Annotated in this window: 13 protein-coding genes; 10 read left to right on the top strand and 3 right to left on the bottom strand. The window is 64.0% G+C overall.

The window, feature by feature from the left end:
* Window positions 1–766 precede the first annotated feature (766 nt).
* On the bottom strand, window positions 767–3967 hold the full coding sequence (gene putA / locus J7367_RS12795; protein ID WP_057658682.1) for a bifunctional proline dehydrogenase/L-glutamate gamma-semialdehyde dehydrogenase PutA: 3201 nt from the start codon (window positions 3965–3967) through the stop codon (window positions 767–769).
* A gap of 276 nt (window positions 3968–4243) precedes the next feature.
* Here putA and J7367_RS12790 point away from each other — a divergent pair, with 276 nt between their 5' ends.
* Genes J7367_RS12790 through J7367_RS12770 form a run of 6 tightly spaced genes read left to right on the top strand, consistent with a single transcriptional unit; the run spans window position 4244 to window position 9009 of the window.
* Window positions 4244–4720 carry a DUF2244 domain-containing protein gene (locus J7367_RS12790; RefSeq protein WP_017157717.1) on the top strand — a complete coding sequence of 159 codons (477 nt, stop codon included), beginning with the start codon at window positions 4244–4246 and terminating at the stop codon, window positions 4718–4720.
* Window positions 4721–4736: 16 nt separating this feature from the next.
* Window positions 4737–5705, top strand: coding sequence for a cytochrome c oxidase subunit II (gene coxB / locus J7367_RS12785; RefSeq protein ID WP_057658680.1), 969 nt, complete (start codon window positions 4737–4739; stop codon window positions 5703–5705).
* A 38-nt stretch (window positions 5706–5743) separates the two neighbouring features.
* The gene (gene ctaD / locus J7367_RS12780; RefSeq protein ID WP_005911527.1) at window positions 5744–7348 is read left to right on the top strand and encodes a cytochrome c oxidase subunit I; all 1605 of its coding nucleotides are present in this window, start codon (window positions 5744–5746) and stop codon (window positions 7346–7348) included.
* A gap of 19 nt (window positions 7349–7367) precedes the next feature.
* Window positions 7368–7502, top strand: a complete 135-nt coding sequence (locus tag J7367_RS22455) for a hypothetical protein (RefSeq protein ID WP_008577456.1) — start codon at window positions 7368–7370, stop codon at window positions 7500–7502.
* On the top strand, window positions 7499–8095 hold the full coding sequence (locus J7367_RS12775) for a cytochrome c oxidase assembly protein (RefSeq protein ID WP_057658676.1): 597 nt from the start codon (window positions 7499–7501) through the stop codon (window positions 8093–8095). The genes J7367_RS22455 and J7367_RS12775 overlap by 4 nt, the downstream gene beginning before the upstream one ends.
* A gap of 38 nt (window positions 8096–8133) precedes the next feature.
* Window positions 8134–9009, top strand: a complete 876-nt coding sequence (locus J7367_RS12770; RefSeq protein WP_022560174.1) for a cytochrome c oxidase subunit 3 — start codon at window positions 8134–8136, stop codon at window positions 9007–9009.
* Between the two features lie 94 nt (window positions 9010–9103).
* Here the strand turns inward: J7367_RS12770 and J7367_RS12765 are convergent, their stop codons facing one another.
* Window positions 9104–9322, bottom strand: coding sequence for a twin transmembrane helix small protein (locus tag J7367_RS12765; protein ID WP_003484642.1), 219 nt, complete (start codon window positions 9320–9322; stop codon window positions 9104–9106).
* 60 nt (window positions 9323–9382) lie between these two features.
* Between J7367_RS12765 and J7367_RS12760 the strand changes: the two genes are divergently transcribed.
* Genes J7367_RS12760 through cyoE form a run of 4 tightly spaced genes read left to right on the top strand, consistent with a single transcriptional unit; the run spans window position 9383 to window position 12781 of the window.
* On the top strand, window positions 9383–10105 hold the full coding sequence (locus J7367_RS12760) for an SURF1 family protein (RefSeq protein ID WP_057658674.1): 723 nt from the start codon (window positions 9383–9385) through the stop codon (window positions 10103–10105).
* 27 nt (window positions 10106–10132) lie between these two features.
* On the top strand, window positions 10133–10708 hold the full coding sequence (locus J7367_RS12755; protein ID WP_007966542.1) for a hypothetical protein: 576 nt from the start codon (window positions 10133–10135) through the stop codon (window positions 10706–10708).
* A gap of 10 nt (window positions 10709–10718) precedes the next feature.
* The gene (locus J7367_RS12750; protein WP_057658672.1) at window positions 10719–11882 is read left to right on the top strand and encodes a COX15/CtaA family protein; all 1164 of its coding nucleotides are present in this window, start codon (window positions 10719–10721) and stop codon (window positions 11880–11882) included.
* Window positions 11883–11884: 2 nt separating this feature from the next.
* Window positions 11885–12781 carry a heme o synthase gene (gene cyoE / locus J7367_RS12745; protein ID WP_057658670.1) on the top strand — a complete coding sequence of 299 codons (897 nt, stop codon included), beginning with the start codon at window positions 11885–11887 and terminating at the stop codon, window positions 12779–12781.
* A gap of 244 nt (window positions 12782–13025) precedes the next feature.
* Here the strand turns inward: cyoE and J7367_RS12740 are convergent, their stop codons facing one another.
* Entirely contained in the window at window positions 13026–14606 is a 1581-nt protein-coding gene (locus tag J7367_RS12740) for a thioredoxin family protein (RefSeq protein ID WP_007973573.1), read from the bottom strand.
* Window positions 14607–14747: the final 141 nt, after the last annotated feature.

The raw sequence follows: 14747 nt of genomic DNA, 5'->3' as shown, positions 1-14747 counted from the left end.
CTTTTTGCGCCGAATTTGAGGACTGGACAGCACTTCGCGCAACGCGACTTACATCCCGCCACGCCGTTGCTGCGTCAAGGGGGGAGTTGGCGCATTTGCGCCGCTTGCTGATCGGCGCCTCGGCACCGAGATCGCCCTGCTCGTGGCAACAGAGCCAAGCCAAGCGTCCCGCACGCGTGTTGGCACGAAGCCTTGCAACGCAGTACTCGCAAATGCCTTGAAAGAGGGGCGGGCTCCGCCTCTCTGGTCGTCACTCCCCTGGCCAATGCCAAACGCGTGGTGCGGCAGTCGCTGTAGCCGATAATAGACATTGCCCAGAGCAGCCTCACGCAGCCGACGTCCTTGCCGGCATATCTTCAATACAAAGACAGCGTAGAGCGGATCGATCACGGCATCTGCGATGTTTCCCACATCCTTGATGAGACCAGATGCAAGGCATCAGAGGTAACACGACACGCGGTGAAGGTGTCCGATAACTCTTGGATCGAATTCAGCAACGTGCACCATGAGGGCGCCCGCCTGGGAGCCGTCGATTCGAATAGCTGGCGACGTGCGCCACGAAGGCCCACCCCTTGTTCGCCGAGCTGTGAGCGATGCTTTGGATCGTTGGGCTACCCTCCACGACTGACAATCTGAAAAGCTGCGCCAGCCACCAACAAAAACCCCGCATGAGCGGGGTTTTTGTTGGTGTGCCGACGGTACATCTGGCTGCAATCGGTAATGACGAACCGATCAGCGGGCAGACGCCAGCATCTGCTGGGCGGTATTAGTCACCCAAGGTCAATAGCGAGGCATTGCCGCCTGCCGCAGTGGTGTTGACGGTGACGACTTTCTCGGTTGCGAAACGCAGCAGGTAATGCGGGCCGCCGGCCTTGGGGCCGGTGCCGGACAGGCCCTGGCCGCCGAACGGTTGTACGCCGACCACGGCGCCGATCTGGTTGCGATTGACGTAGACGTTGCCTACCGCCACGCGCGAGGTAATGCGGTCGATCGTCTCATCGATACGCGAGTGGACACCCAACGTGAGGCCGTAACCGGTCGCGTTGATCTGCTCGATGACGGCATCGAGCTGGTCGGCTTTCCAGCGAATCACGTGCAGCACCGGCCCGAAAATTTCCCGCTGCAGCTGGGACAGCGATGTCAGCTCATAGGCGCGTGGAGCGAAAAAGCTCCCGTGTGCGGTGCTACCGTCCAGGGCGGTGCTGCCGATCAGACGCGCTTGCCGATCCATGCGTGCAGCGTGATCGTCGAGAATTTTGAGGGCATCAGCATCGATGACGGGGCCAACGTCGGTCGAGAGCAGGCCCGGATCGCCGATCTTCAACTCACCCATCGCACCGGCCAGCATCGTCATGACCTTGTCGGCGATGTCGTCCTGGACGAATAGGACGCGCGCCGCGGAGCAGCGCTGCCCGGCCGAGATGAAGGCACTGGAAATGGCGTCTTTGACCACCGCTTCGGGCAGCGAGGACGAGTCGGCGATGAAGGCGTTCTGGCCGCCGGTTTCGGCGATCAAGACGCCGATGGCAGCATCGCGTGCGGCCAGGGTGCGGTTGATGATGCGTGCGGTTTCGGTAGAACCGGTGAATGCAACGCCGGCAACGCGCGGGTCGTTGGTCAGCGCAGCACCAACGGTAGCGCCATCACCTGGCAGGAACTGCACAGCCGCTTCCGGTACGCCGGCTTCGTGCAGCAGCTTGACCGCTGCAAAGCCAACCAGGTTGGTCTGCTCGGCTGGTTTGGCGATGACCGTGTTGCCAGCCGCCAGCGCTGCGGCGACCTGACCGAGGAAGATCGCCAACGGGAAGTTCCACGGACTGATGCAGACAAAGACGCCACGCCCGTGAAGCTGCAGCTCGTTGGATTCGCCGGTCGGTCCGGGCAGGCGCTCCGGGGCACCGAACTGCGCACGCGCCTGGCCGGCGTAGTAGCGCAGGAAATCGACGGCCTCGCGGACTTCGGCCACTGCGTCGGGCAGTGTCTTGCCGGCTTCCTTGACGCAGATCGCCATGAACTCGGACATGCGCGTTTCGAGCAGATCAGCTGCATGTTCCAGGATGGTGGCGCGACTCGCTGCAGGTGTGCGATTCCAGGCCGGTTGCGCGGCCGCAGCGCTGGCCAGCGACTTCTGGACGGTGTCCGGATCGGCCGGGTGCCACTGTCCAACCGTCTCGCGGCGATCTGCCGGATTCAACACCGCTTGGCTGGGCGTGCTGATCAGCGCACCAGGCACCAGGGGCGCGGCCTTCCACGGTTTGATCGCGGCGTTGAGTTGCTCGGCCAGCTGGCGCAGATCGTTGTCGTTGGCGAGATTGGCGCCCATGGAGTTTTTCCTGTTCTGGTTCTGGCTACGCAGCAAATCGGCTGGCAGTGGAATCTTGGGATGCGGGATGGAAGTAAAAGACGTCACCGCCTCGACCGGGTCGCGGATGAGGTCTTCGATGGCGACATCCTCGTCGGTGATGCGATTGACGAAGCTGGAATTGGCGCCATTTTCGAGCAAACGTCGCACCAGATACGGCAGCAGATCTTCGTGCGAGCCGACCGGCGCATAGACGCGGCATGGCAGGTCGAGACGATCGGCAGGAATCACTTCGGCATACAGGTCATCGCCCATGCCGTGCAATTTCTGGTGCTCGTAGGTCTTGCCTGCCGCGATCGCACGTACCGCTGCAATGGTCTGCGCGTTGTGCGTGGCGAACATCGGGTAGAGCGCGTCGCTGTGCGCGAACATGCGACGTGCGCATGCCAGGTACGACACGTCGGTGTTCTGCTTACGCGTAAACACCGGATAGCCGGGATGCCCTTCGATCTGCGCGCGCTTGATCTCTGCGTCCCAGTACGCGCCCTTGACCAGGCGCACCGGAATGCGTCGCCCGACACGGCGCGCCAGATCGGCAAGAAAATCGATCGTGTACGGCGTGCGTTTTTGATAGGCCTGCACGGCCAGGCCATAGCCTTCCCAGCCATCCAACGACGGGTCGGAGAAGGTGGCCTCGATGATGTCCAGCGATAGTTCCAGCCGGTCGGCTTCCTCGGCATCGACGGTGTAGCCGATGCCGTACGACTTGGCCAACTGCGCAAGTTCCAGCACGCCCGGCACCAGCTCTGCCATCACGCGGGCGCGCTTGGCATGCTCGTAACGCGGATACAGCGCCGACAACTTGATCGAGATGCTGGGCGCGGCAAAGACATCGGTACCGACGAAGCTGCCGCTGCGGCCGATCGCATGAATCGCATCCCGATACGCCTGCAGATAGCGCTGCGCATCCTTCATGGTGAGCGCGCCTTCGCCAAGCATGTCGAACGAATAACGGTAGTCGGCGTTGTCGCCCTTGCGCGAACGCGACAGCGCCTCGCCGATGGTGCGGCCCATGACGAACTGATGGCCCATGATCTTCATGGCCTGGCGCACGGCCAGGCGAATGACCGGCTCGCCGACGCGGCCGATCAGGCGCTTGAAGGCGCCCGGCACATCGGCGCGGGTGAGGTCATTGAGCTGCACCAACCGACCGGTCAGCATCAGGCCCCAGGTGGAAGCGTTGACCAGCACCGAATCGCTGCCGCCCATATGCTTCTTCCAATCCGCATCGCCAAGCTTGTCGCGGATCAGCTTGTCGGCAGTGTCCTGGTCGGGAATGCGCAGCAGCGCCTCGGCCACGCACATCAGCAGCACGCCCTCTTCGCTGCCCAGGTCGTATTGGCGCATGAAGGCTTCGATGGCGCCCTGGTCCTGCGCACGCGCCCGCACATGGGTAACCAGATCGGCAGCGATCGCCTGCACCTTGGCTTGCTCAGCGGCAGGCAGGCGTGCCTGGTCGAGCAATTCACGCACGTGCTCGGTTTCGTCCTTGAGCCAGGCCGCGGTGATGGCGGCACGCAATGCGCCAGGTGCGGCGGGCAGTTCGGGCCCCAGCAGCGGGCGCGCAACTGAGGTGGAGGCAAGCGGGTCGAGCTGAGCGTTCATGCGAAAGGTGCCTTGGATTCCGTGCTCATTCTAGTGAGCCAAACGGCTTGCGCACTTGTGTGGAAGCGGCGGCTTTCCCGCCGTTTTGTGCATGCCGCCGGCGCAGGTGCGCGGCGCGGGATGTCTGCACGACGATCGTCGTGCGACTTGGAAGTGATTGATTTATGCGCACTTTTAGCTGCACTGCAGCAAATTTTTGATCGCCGGAAATGCTTGCCGCATGCGTCGGCGCGGGTCTACCATCGGGCTATTCCCGCAGTGCGCTGCGTGCTGTTTATGATCGAAGTGCTGCCGTTGATGTCCGAAGGGGTTGGGACGCAGCTGCGGTTGCGGCCTCCGCGGGCCCTGTCGGCCAGGCAATTCGTGCAGCTGTTCGCAGTGTTGGCGGGAACGATGTGGTTATTTGCAGGCCTGGGGTGGTGGACCGGCAATGCGTTCGCGCCGGTTTTTGCCCTGGTGCACAGTGGTGTGGTGGCGCTGGCGCTACGGCAATTGTGGCGAAGTGGCGAGCGCGAAGAAGCGATCCGGGTGGGGGAGGCCGTTGTCGAGGTGTTTCCGTCCGGGCATGCGCCACCAGCGTTTCAGGCACATCCGCATTGGGTGCGGCTTTGTATAGAACGCGATGACAGGGTGTTGCTGGTCAGCAGCGGCAAGCAGATCGAGATCGGAAGTTTTCTCGGGCCGGCCGAACGTGTGGAACTGGCAACGACGCTCAAACGCTTGCTCGCGGCCGCCAATGGCCGTCACCGATGACGTAAGGGTCTAGGCAATGACGCAACGCAGCAGCTGGAAGTCGATCAACACCTGCACACAAGTAGGCCTGGCGATGGCGGCGCTGCTGAGCGCGCCCGTGGCCTGGGCGCAATCGGCCGATCCAAAGGAATGGCAGCTCAACATGGGGCGCGGGGTGACCCAGACCGCGCGCATGGCCTACGAGGCGCACATGGTGGCGCTGTGGGTGTGCGTGGTGATTGGCGCGCTGGTGTTCTCGGCGATGGGCTATGCGATGTTCAAGTTCCGCAAGTCCAAGGGCGCGGTGGCCGCGCAATTCAGTCACAACACCACCGCAGAAGCGCTGTGGACGGTGATCCCGGTCCTGGTGCTGATCGCGATGGCGTGGCCGGCGACGGCAAAACTGATCGCGATGTACGACACCCGAGAATCGGAAATGACGGTCAAGGTGACCGGCTATCAGTGGATGTGGAAATACGAATATCTGGGCCAGGGCGTGGAATTCACCAGTCGCCTGGCACGCGAATCCGATCGCATCCGCCAAAGCGGCGAGCGCCCCACCGCGGCCTCGCAGCCGCATTATCTGCTGGATGTCGACAACCGCCTGGTGTTGCCGGTCAATACCAAGATCCGCTTCGTGATTACTGCCGACGATGTGATCCATGCCTGGTGGGTGCCAGCGCTGGGATGGAAGCAAGACGCGATTCCCGGCATCGTCAACGAAGCCTGGACCAACATCGAGCAACCGGGCGTGTATCGCGGGCAGTGCGCCGAGTTGTGCGGCAAGGATCATGGCTTCATGCCGATCGTGGTGGAGGCGCTGCCCAAGGCTGACTTCCAGCGCTGGCTGGCGTCGCGTCGTCGTGCGTCGGGCACAGCGCCGGGAGCGGCGCCTGCGGTGCCAGCCGCCGCGCCGACGCCGGCCAGTGCACCGGCCGCTCCGGCAGGTGACGCCGCGCCTGCCGCAGTACCGGCCCAGGCCGCAACACCGACCGCCGCTCTCTAATCGCCCGCAACCGCTCGCTTCGCAGAGGTCGTTCCGTCATGGCGCACACCGCAGTCGATCACCACGGACACCACCAGCCCGGTTTCGTCGAGCGCTGGTTCTTTTCGACCAATCACAAGGACATCGGCACGCTGTACCTGCTGTTTTCCTTCGTCATGTTCATCATCGGCGCGGCGATGAGCGTGGTGATTCGCGCCGAATTGATGCAGCCCGGCTTGCAGTTCGTCAAACCGGAATTCTTCAACCAGATGACCACCGTGCATGCACTGGTGATGATCTTCGGCGGCGTGATGCCGGCCTTCGTCGGTTTGGCCAACTGGATGATCCCGTTGCAGATCGGTGCACCGGACATGGCATTGCCGCGCATGAACAACTGGTCGTTCTGGTTGTTGCCGGTCGCCTTTACCCTGCTGCTGCTGACGCTGTTCCTGCCGGGTGGCGCGCCAGCCGGTGGCTGGACGCTGTACCCCCCGCTGTCGCTGCAGGGCGGCTACAACGTGGCCTTCAGTGTGTTTGCGATCCACGTGGCCGGCGTCAGTTCGATCATGGGCGCGATCAACATCATTGCCACCGTTCTCAACATGCGCGCGCCGGGCATCGATCTGCTGAAGATGCCGATCTTCTGCTGGGCCTGGCTGATCACTGCGTTCCTGCTGATCGCGGTGATGCCGGTGCTGGCCGGCGCAGTGACGATGTTGCTGACCGACAAGTTCTTCGGCACCAGTTTCTTCAACGCGGCCGGCGGCGGCGACCCGGTGATGTACCAGCACATCTTCTGGTTCTTCGGGCACCCGGAGGTGTACATCATGATCTTGCCGGCGTTCGGCGTGGTCAGCGAAATCATCCCGACCTTCAGCCGCAAGCCGCTGTTCGGTTATCAGGCGATGGTGTACGCCATCGCAGCGATCGCGTTCCTGAGCTTTATCGTCTGGGCGCACCACATGTTCACCGTGGGCATGCCGCTCGGTGGCGAAATCTATTTCATGTTCGCCACCATGCTGATCTCCATCCCGACCGGGGTGAAGGTGTTCAACTGGGTCAGCACGATGTGGAAAGGCTCGCTGACCTTCGAATCGCCGATGTTGTGGGCCGTGGCGTTCGTGATCCTCTTCAGCATCGGTGGTTTTTCCGGCTTGATGCTGGCGATCGTGCCGGCGGATTTCCAGTATCACGACACCTACTTCGTGGTGGCCCATTTCCACTACGTGCTGGTGACCGGTGCGGTGTTCGCGCTGATTGCGGCGGTGTACTACTGGTGGCCCAAGTGGACCGGGCGGATGTACAACGAGACCTGGGCCAAGGTGCACTTCTGGTGGACGATGGTGTTCGTCAACCTGCTGTTCTTCCCGCAGCACTTCCTGGGCTTGGCCGGCATGCCGCGGCGCATTCCCGACTACAACGTGGTGTTCGCCGACTGGAATCTGGTCAGTTCGATCGGTGCGTTCGGCATGTTCGTCACGCCGTTCCTGATGGCTGCGATCCTGCTGTCCTCGTTGCGGAGTGGCGCGCGTGCACAGGCGCGCTCCTGGGAAGGTGCCAAGGGCCTGGAATGGACGGTGCCGTCACCTGCCCCGGCGCATACCTTCACCGTGCCGCCGGTGATCAAGCCTGGAGATCTTGCGCATGAAGACATCGGCCACTGAGTCCGCCTCGGAGCCGGCGGTGACGCGTCTGCTATCTGCTGCGGAACGGCAGGCGCAGCAGCGCCGTGCAGTACGCCGTACCGCAATCACGGTCGGCATCATCGCGTTGCTGATCTATGCAGGCTTCATCGCCTCGGGAGTCATCGGGCGGTGAGTGCACGCGCGCCCGCACATGCACCGACGGCCGGCTTGTTCAAGCTGCTGGGCGTGGTACTGGGCGTGTTCGTGCTGACGTTTTCCCTGGTGCCGCTCTACCGTATCGCCTGCGAGAAAGTGTTTGGCATCCGCATGGAGCGTGCGCCTGGCAGCACGCGCGCAAGCGCGGGCACGCCACCTGCCGCCGGCAAGCGCACGGTGCGCGTGGAATTCGACGGCGGGGTCAATTCCAAATTGCCGTGGACCTTCCATCCCGAACAGATGACGATGGATGTGGTGCCGGGCGAGCTCAACGAGGCGCTGTATTTCGCGCGCAACGATGGCGCGCGTGCGGTAGTGGGCAGTGCGGTGCCTTCGGTTGCACCTGCGCGTGCCTCTGGCTACTTCAACAAGACCGAGTGCTTCTGCTTTACCGCGCAGACCTTGCAGGCCGGCGAAACGCGCGACATGCCGCTGCGTTTCATCGTCGACCCCGCACTGCCGCCGGAAGTCACCACGATTACCCTGTCTTACACGTTCTATCGCAACGACGCGCTGACCTCGGAACTGCAGGGCGGCGGCATGTCTGCCGCGCCGCGCGCCGCACCCTGATCCTTCATCCACACGCACCACGACACGGAAGCAACGCCATGGCCGATCACAGTCCCAACGCCGATGCGTATTTCGTCCCGAGCCAGAGCAAATGGCCCTTTGTCGGGTCGATTGCGATGTTCGTGATGATGATTGGCGTGGCCAGCTGGCTTAACGACGCCGCATGGGGGCGCTGGACCTTCTTCGCCGGTGTGGCGATGCTGCTGGCGACGTTGTTCATGTGGTTTGGCGATGTCATCCGCGAATCCAATGCCGGGCATTACAACCGCCAGGTGGATGGCTCGTTCCGCATGGGGATGGTGTGGTTCATCTTCTCCGAGGTGATGTTCTTCTGCGCTTTCTTCGGTGCGCTGTTCTACACGCGTGTGCTGACGCTGCCCTGGCTGGGCGGGGAAGGCGACGGCGTGATGACCAACGAGCTGCTGTGGAATGGCTATTCCGCTGCCTGGCCGACCAATGGCCCGGGCACGATCGGTGGGCAGTTCCAGACCATCCCGGCCTGGGGCCTGCCGCTGGTCAATACGCTGATCCTGCTCAGCTCCGGCGTGACCTTGACCATCGCCCACCACGCACTCAAGGGCGGGCGCCGTGGCGCGCTCTTGTTATGGCTGGGGTTGACCGTGCTGCTGGGCTGCGTGTTCCTGTTCCTGCAGGCCGAGGAATACATCCACGCCTATACCGAGCTCAATCTCACGCTGGGCTCGGGCATCTACGGTTCGACCTTCTTCATGCTGACCGGCTTCCACGGCATGCACGTGCTGCTGGGCACGATCATGTTGGCAGTGATGTGGCTGCGCGCGGCGAAAGGGCACTTCAGCCGCGACAACCACTTCGCTTTCGAAGCGGCTGCGTGGTACTGGCACTTCGTCGACGTGGTGTGGCTGGCGCTGTTTTTGTTTGTGTATGTCCTCTGAGGGCGGGGATGCGAGATTAGTGATTCGGGATTCGCAAGAGCGATCCGCTTTTGCTCTTACGAATCCCGAATGCCGAATCCCCAATCCCGGCTCCTCAGCGACCGAGCCCATGCGGCTTGATCCAGCCGGTATAGATGCCGAGGATCACGATGGCGATCAACGCCACCGATAGGCCGATGCGCCAGGTCAGGGCGTTGACGGTGCGCTTGGTCTGGCCGCGGTCGGTCAGCAGGTAGTAGAGGCCGGCGCCCAGGTTCCATAGGATCACGATCAGGAAGGCGACAATCAGCAGCGTCTTGAGCGAATCGTTCACAACAGCCCCGGGTGCAGTCGGCGTGGTGATGGCATTGCACGCCTTTTTGCGTCGCTTGTCATGACGCGCAAGCACACGGCGGTGTTTGGCTGGTGTCTGGCGCTGCTGGTGAGCGCGGGTTTTGCGGCGCTTGGGCATTGGCAATTGCAGCGGATGCATAGCAAGCAAGCCTTGCTGGACCGTGCCGCACATGTGCGAGACACCACGCTGCCCTTGGCACAGGCGCTGGCGACGCCGAATGAGTTGGCATGGGTGCGTGGAAGCGTTCGCTTCCTGCCGCAACTGGTCTTGCTGGACAATCAGCTGCACGACGGGCGTGCCGGCGTGCGCGTGTATCAACTGGCAGCGCCAGAAGGCGTATCGACAGGCGTGCTGGTTGATCTGGGCTGGCTGCCATTGCCGGCTGATCGGCAGTTGCCCGGCATCGTTGCGCTGAAAGGCGTGCAGACGGTGCAGGGACTCTTGAGCGCACCGCCGTCGGCGGGATTGGCGATCGGGCCGGCGCTGGCGCCGGGGGCTGCGGCGCAGACCTGGCTGGCCACCCGACTGGATCTGCAGGCCCTACGCAGCACGCTTGGCAGGCGCGACATTTCGTCGCAGGTCTTGCGCCTGGACCCTGCACTGCCGGTTGGCTACACACGCGATCTGGACATGCTGCCAAACACGCTGCCACCCGCGCGGCACTTGGGTTATGCGGTGCAATGGTTCGGGCTGGCCGCCGCGGTCCTGGCGGCCGCAACGCTGCTGACATGGCGTGCGCGCCGCCGCCGCCGCAGGCACTGACGCCTGCGGCATGAGAAAATCGCAGGCATGACCTCCTCCACATCGGCCACGCCGCATTCGGTCAAACGCGGCCGCAGGATGCTGATTGCCCTGGCAGTGCTGTTCTTCGGCTCGATGTTGCTGGCCGGCGTGCTGCGCTTCTCCGGATGGCAGCCGGCTTCCATGCGCAACAACGGCGAACTGCTGAAGCCGCCCGCAGATCTGCGGGCGCTGGTGCCGGTACGTGCGAACGGGCAGCCCTATGCGTGGGCGCCGAGCGAGCGCATCTGGCGCATTGCAGTGGCGCCGCCGGCCGATTGCACGCAGCAGTGCGTGGCGTTGGCCGCAGCGCTGGACAAGGTGTGGCAACTGCTCGGGCATCGTGCCGACAAGGTGGAGGTGCTGTGGATCGGTACGCCGCCGGCCGGGCTGCGGCCGATGCCCGCATTGCGCGTGCTACGCGACGATGCCCCCTTGCGCCAGGCATTGCCGCGCGGCACCGATGCGGCCGGCGTGCCGGTATATGTGATCGACCCTAATGGCTTTGTGATCCTGCGTTACGCCCCCGGTTTCGACCCGGCTGGCTTGCGGTCGGATCTGGTCAAGCTGCTGAAACTGATGTGAGCCCGTTTCGATGAACCTGTTTGCGCCACCGGCGTTGTTCTGTCACTTCCATCGCATGGCCTGGCTGGCCGCGCTGTTCACTGCGAGCACGATTTTGTTCGGGTCGTTCGTCCGCTTGTCCGATGCCGGCATGAGCTGCCCGGACTGGCCGACCTGCTACGGCCGCGTGACCTGGCCGCAGACCAGCGACGAAGCCAACACGCACGTGGCCAGCAAGATCCGCCCGCTGGAATCGCACAAGGCCTGGCGCGAACAGGTCCACCGCTTCCTGGCCGGTGCGTTGGGCGTGGAAGTGCTGGTCTTGTCGTTGCTGGCGGTGCGTCGCCGTCGCATGGGCATTGCCCAGGTGGTGTCGGCCGCGCTGCTGGTGGCGTTGTCGATTCCGCTCTACATGTCCGGCTGGCATGCCGTGGCCTTCGGTGTGGCGATCGCCGGCGAGGCCATCCTGCTGCTGGCGGCATTGCGCTGGAGCAATATCGATCTGGCGCGTGCAGCGGTGCTGACGCTGGCGGTGGTGATCTTCCAGGCGTTGCTGGGCATGTGGACGGTGACGTTGCTGCTCAAGCCGATCGTGGTGATGGGGCACCTGCTGGGCGGCATGCTGATGTTCTCGCTGCTGGTGTGGATGGCCTGGCGTGCGACGCATCTGCCGATCACCCTGGCCGACGCCTCGCGCTTGAAGTGGCTGCTGCGCCTGGGCGTGGCAGTGCTGGGTCTGCAGATCGCGCTCGGTGGCTGGGTCAGCGCCAACTACGCCGCGCTGGCGTGTGGCGGCGGCAGCTGGTCGGCCGACAATTTTCCGCGTTGCGTCAGCCAGTGGTGGCCGCCACACGATTTCCGTGAAGGTTTCACGCTGTGGCGCGGCATCGGGGTGGATTACGAAGGCGGTGTGCTGGATGGCGCGGCGCGTATCGCCATCCAGATGGCGCACCGGCTGTGGGCGATTGCGACCGCGTTGTACTTATGGTGGCTGGCCTGGCGCTTGTCGCGGTCGCCGGGGATGCGGGTGTGGGCTGCGGCGCTTGCGCTGCTGGTCGCCGTGCAGGTGACGCTGGGCATGCTCAACGTGAAGCTGGCGCTGCCGCTGGAGGTCTCGGTCATGCATAACGGCGGGGCGGTGGCGTTGTTGTTCGTGCTGGTCTCGCTGCTGGCGCGGCTGCGCGCGCCGGAGTGAGCATGGCCGTCAGCGCACGCGATTATTGGGATCTGACCAAACCCAAGGTGGTGGCACTGATCGTGTTCACCGCGTTGGTGGGCATGTTCCTGGCCATTCCCGACATGCCGACCTGGGTGCAGGTACGCACCGGCGCACTGGGCTTCCTGGGCATCTGGCTGGCGGCTTCAGCGGCGGCAGCGATCAACCAATTGCTCGACGCCAAGATCGACGCACAGATGGCGCGTACCTCATGGCGCCCGCTGGTGGTGGGCAAGGTGCGGCCCTGGCAGGTGCTGGTGTTCGCCGGCGTGCTGATCGTGATCTCCATGACCATTCTGGTGGTGTGGGTGAATGTCATCACCGCCGTGCTGACCTTTGCCTCGCTGATCGGGTATGCGGTGATCTACACCGTCTACCTGAAGCGCGCGACCTCCCAGAACATCGTGATCGGCGGCCTGGCCGGCGCCACGCCGCCGATGCTGGGCTGGGCCGCTGTGACCGGGCTGCCGACCAGCGCCGACTGGATCAATGCCTCGCTGCTGGTGCTGATCATCTTCATCTGGACACCGCCGCATTTCTGGGCGTTGGCAATCTTTCGTCGCGCCGATTACGCCAAGGCGGCCATCCCGATGTTGCCGGTGACCCATGGGGTGCCGCATACGCGCAAGCAGATTCTGGTCTACACCGTGTTGCTGGCGATCGTGACCTTGGCGCCAGTGGCGGTGGGCATGAGCGGGGTGTTCTATCTGGGCGGTGCGGTCGTGCTCAATACGGTGTTCCTCTGGTACGCGTGGCGCATGCTGAACCCGCCGGACGAACTGTTCTCGATGAAGATGTTCGGGTACTCCATCGTGTACCTGATGGCGTTGTTCGCCTTCCTGATGGTCGACCATCTGCTGCTGCCGTGGGTGCGCTAGTCGCTGCGATAGGACGAGCGGCACCGCGGTAGGTCTGCCGCCACGGACTGCGTGGCAACCAGCGTATGGATAAATCACGTCTATAGCGCGCCTGCGGCGCGTGGCGAAAGATCGCCGGATGAGGCGCCGCGTGCGGCGCGTCGAGGTCACCAGGGGCGTCCACCTCAGCAGGCGCCGCCGCGGTTTGCCGCTTGCAAGCTTCTGATCATCACGCGTTGCCAGCACACGGCAGCGCTGTGACGACTCAACTCAGCCAACTGGCGCACTCGCTGGTAGTTTTGCTGTCGCAGCTGGACTGCATTTTCTGTTGCAGACGTGCCAGCACTGCGCTGCCTTCGCGGCGGTGCTGCTTGCTCCAGGTCTTCAGTGCGGTGCCGAGGGTGGTGAAGCGCTGACGGGTACGTTGCCGGTAACCATCCGGTTGACCGGCCAACTCGCCGATCACCTGGGCGGCCGCGCTCTCGATGCCGGCAGTGTCGTCCGGGCTGAGCCGGATCAGCCCATCCACGTACATCACGCCCCACTGCACGCGTGTGGCGGGGCCTTGCGCGCTGTCGTAGGCCCGTTTGAGCCACAACAGGGCGGTCTTCTTGTCGCCGCGTTGTTCGGCAAGATCCGCCAGCTCAGGCATGTAGTAGTACGGCGTCTTGCTGCGCGACAACTCGGCCAGCAGCAATTGCTCTGCCGCGCTGCGATCGCCGACCTCGCTCAGCAACGCGGCGGCCGTGCTGATGGTGGATTGGCGCTCCTCGTCGGTCTTGGCGGTGTCGGTGGCCCACTGCACGCGTTGGTGCACGACCTCCACCACGTCTTTCGGTAGCGGCGGTTGCGGGCCTTCGGCTTGGGTTTCGGTGGGCTGGCCTTGTGCCAGGCGTGCCAGCTGGATGCGCGCATACGCGGTGCCAAGCCGGTCGGAAATCGGCAATGAAGGATCGGCGTAGACCTTGTCCAAGGCCTGATTCAGTGCGTTGGAGAGCGTGCTGCGCACGCCGGCTTCATTGCTGGCGGCGGTGACCAGGCGCGCCGGCACATAGTTCAGCGTGCCGAGATTGGCGCGAACTTCTGCCGGGTCGGCCAACACCGTTTCCAGCAGTGTGCGATTGGCGCTGCTGGCAGCCGGTGGGTGTTTGGCGGCACTGATGGCGGCCAGGGCGAAGCTGCGCTGCAGTGCCGGCTGTGGCGCCGATGCCGAGAGCCGGGTGAGCACGTCGGCGGCGTCATCGGGTTTGACCAGCCGGTCGTCGGTGCCCCAGGCGTAGTTGCCAAGTACGGCCCAGTCGTCCGCGCTGAGCTGTTGTGGCGTGTGCAGCGCCTTGTCGAGCAATTGCTGGGCGGTGCTGGTGCTCTTGGCCGCAACCCGCAACACCTCGGCCAGGCGTGCGTTATCGGCATTGCCGGCCAGCCGGGTGATTTCGCTGCGATCCGGGCGCAGCACGATGATGGTGGGGTAGCCCTTGACCCCGAAGCGCTCGCCCCAGGCCTGCGCGCCCTCCGAATCGCCGTCCAGGTGCACGGCTACGAACTGCTGGGTGCGCGCGATGAAGGCCGGATCCTTGAACAGCGTGGCCTTGAGGCGATTGCAGGGCGGGCACCAGGCCGCGCCCCAATACAACAGGATCGGCTTGCCGCTGTCCCTGGCTTCGGCAAAAGCGTCTTCCACATCGCCCTCGCGCCAGGCGATGCCGGCAGCGGCTGCCGGCGTGGACGCTGTCTTGGGCTGTGCGGGCGCCGCAGGCGGTGCTGGCTTGTTGCAGGCGGTCAGCGCAGCCAGCACTGCCAGCAGCGCGATCAAGGATGGAGAAGGGCGTCGCAGCGACAGCGTCATGGCAAATCACCGTGGGGCGGCAGAAGGTCGATCACGCACTCTAGCGACCGTTGGCGGGCCAGGGCCGGAGTGCGTCATAACCGTTGTACATCTGCTTACAACCCGGATTTGCGGCGATGCGAATTGCTGTTACGCAATGCG

Source organism: Xanthomonas sp. D-36-1, assembly GCF_017746155.1.
GTDB lineage: Bacteria > Pseudomonadota > Gammaproteobacteria > Xanthomonadales > Xanthomonadaceae > Xanthomonas > Xanthomonas cissicola.
The sequence above is the reverse complement of the archived record's forward strand: the minus strand, read 5'-3'. Positions and strand labels throughout refer to the sequence as shown.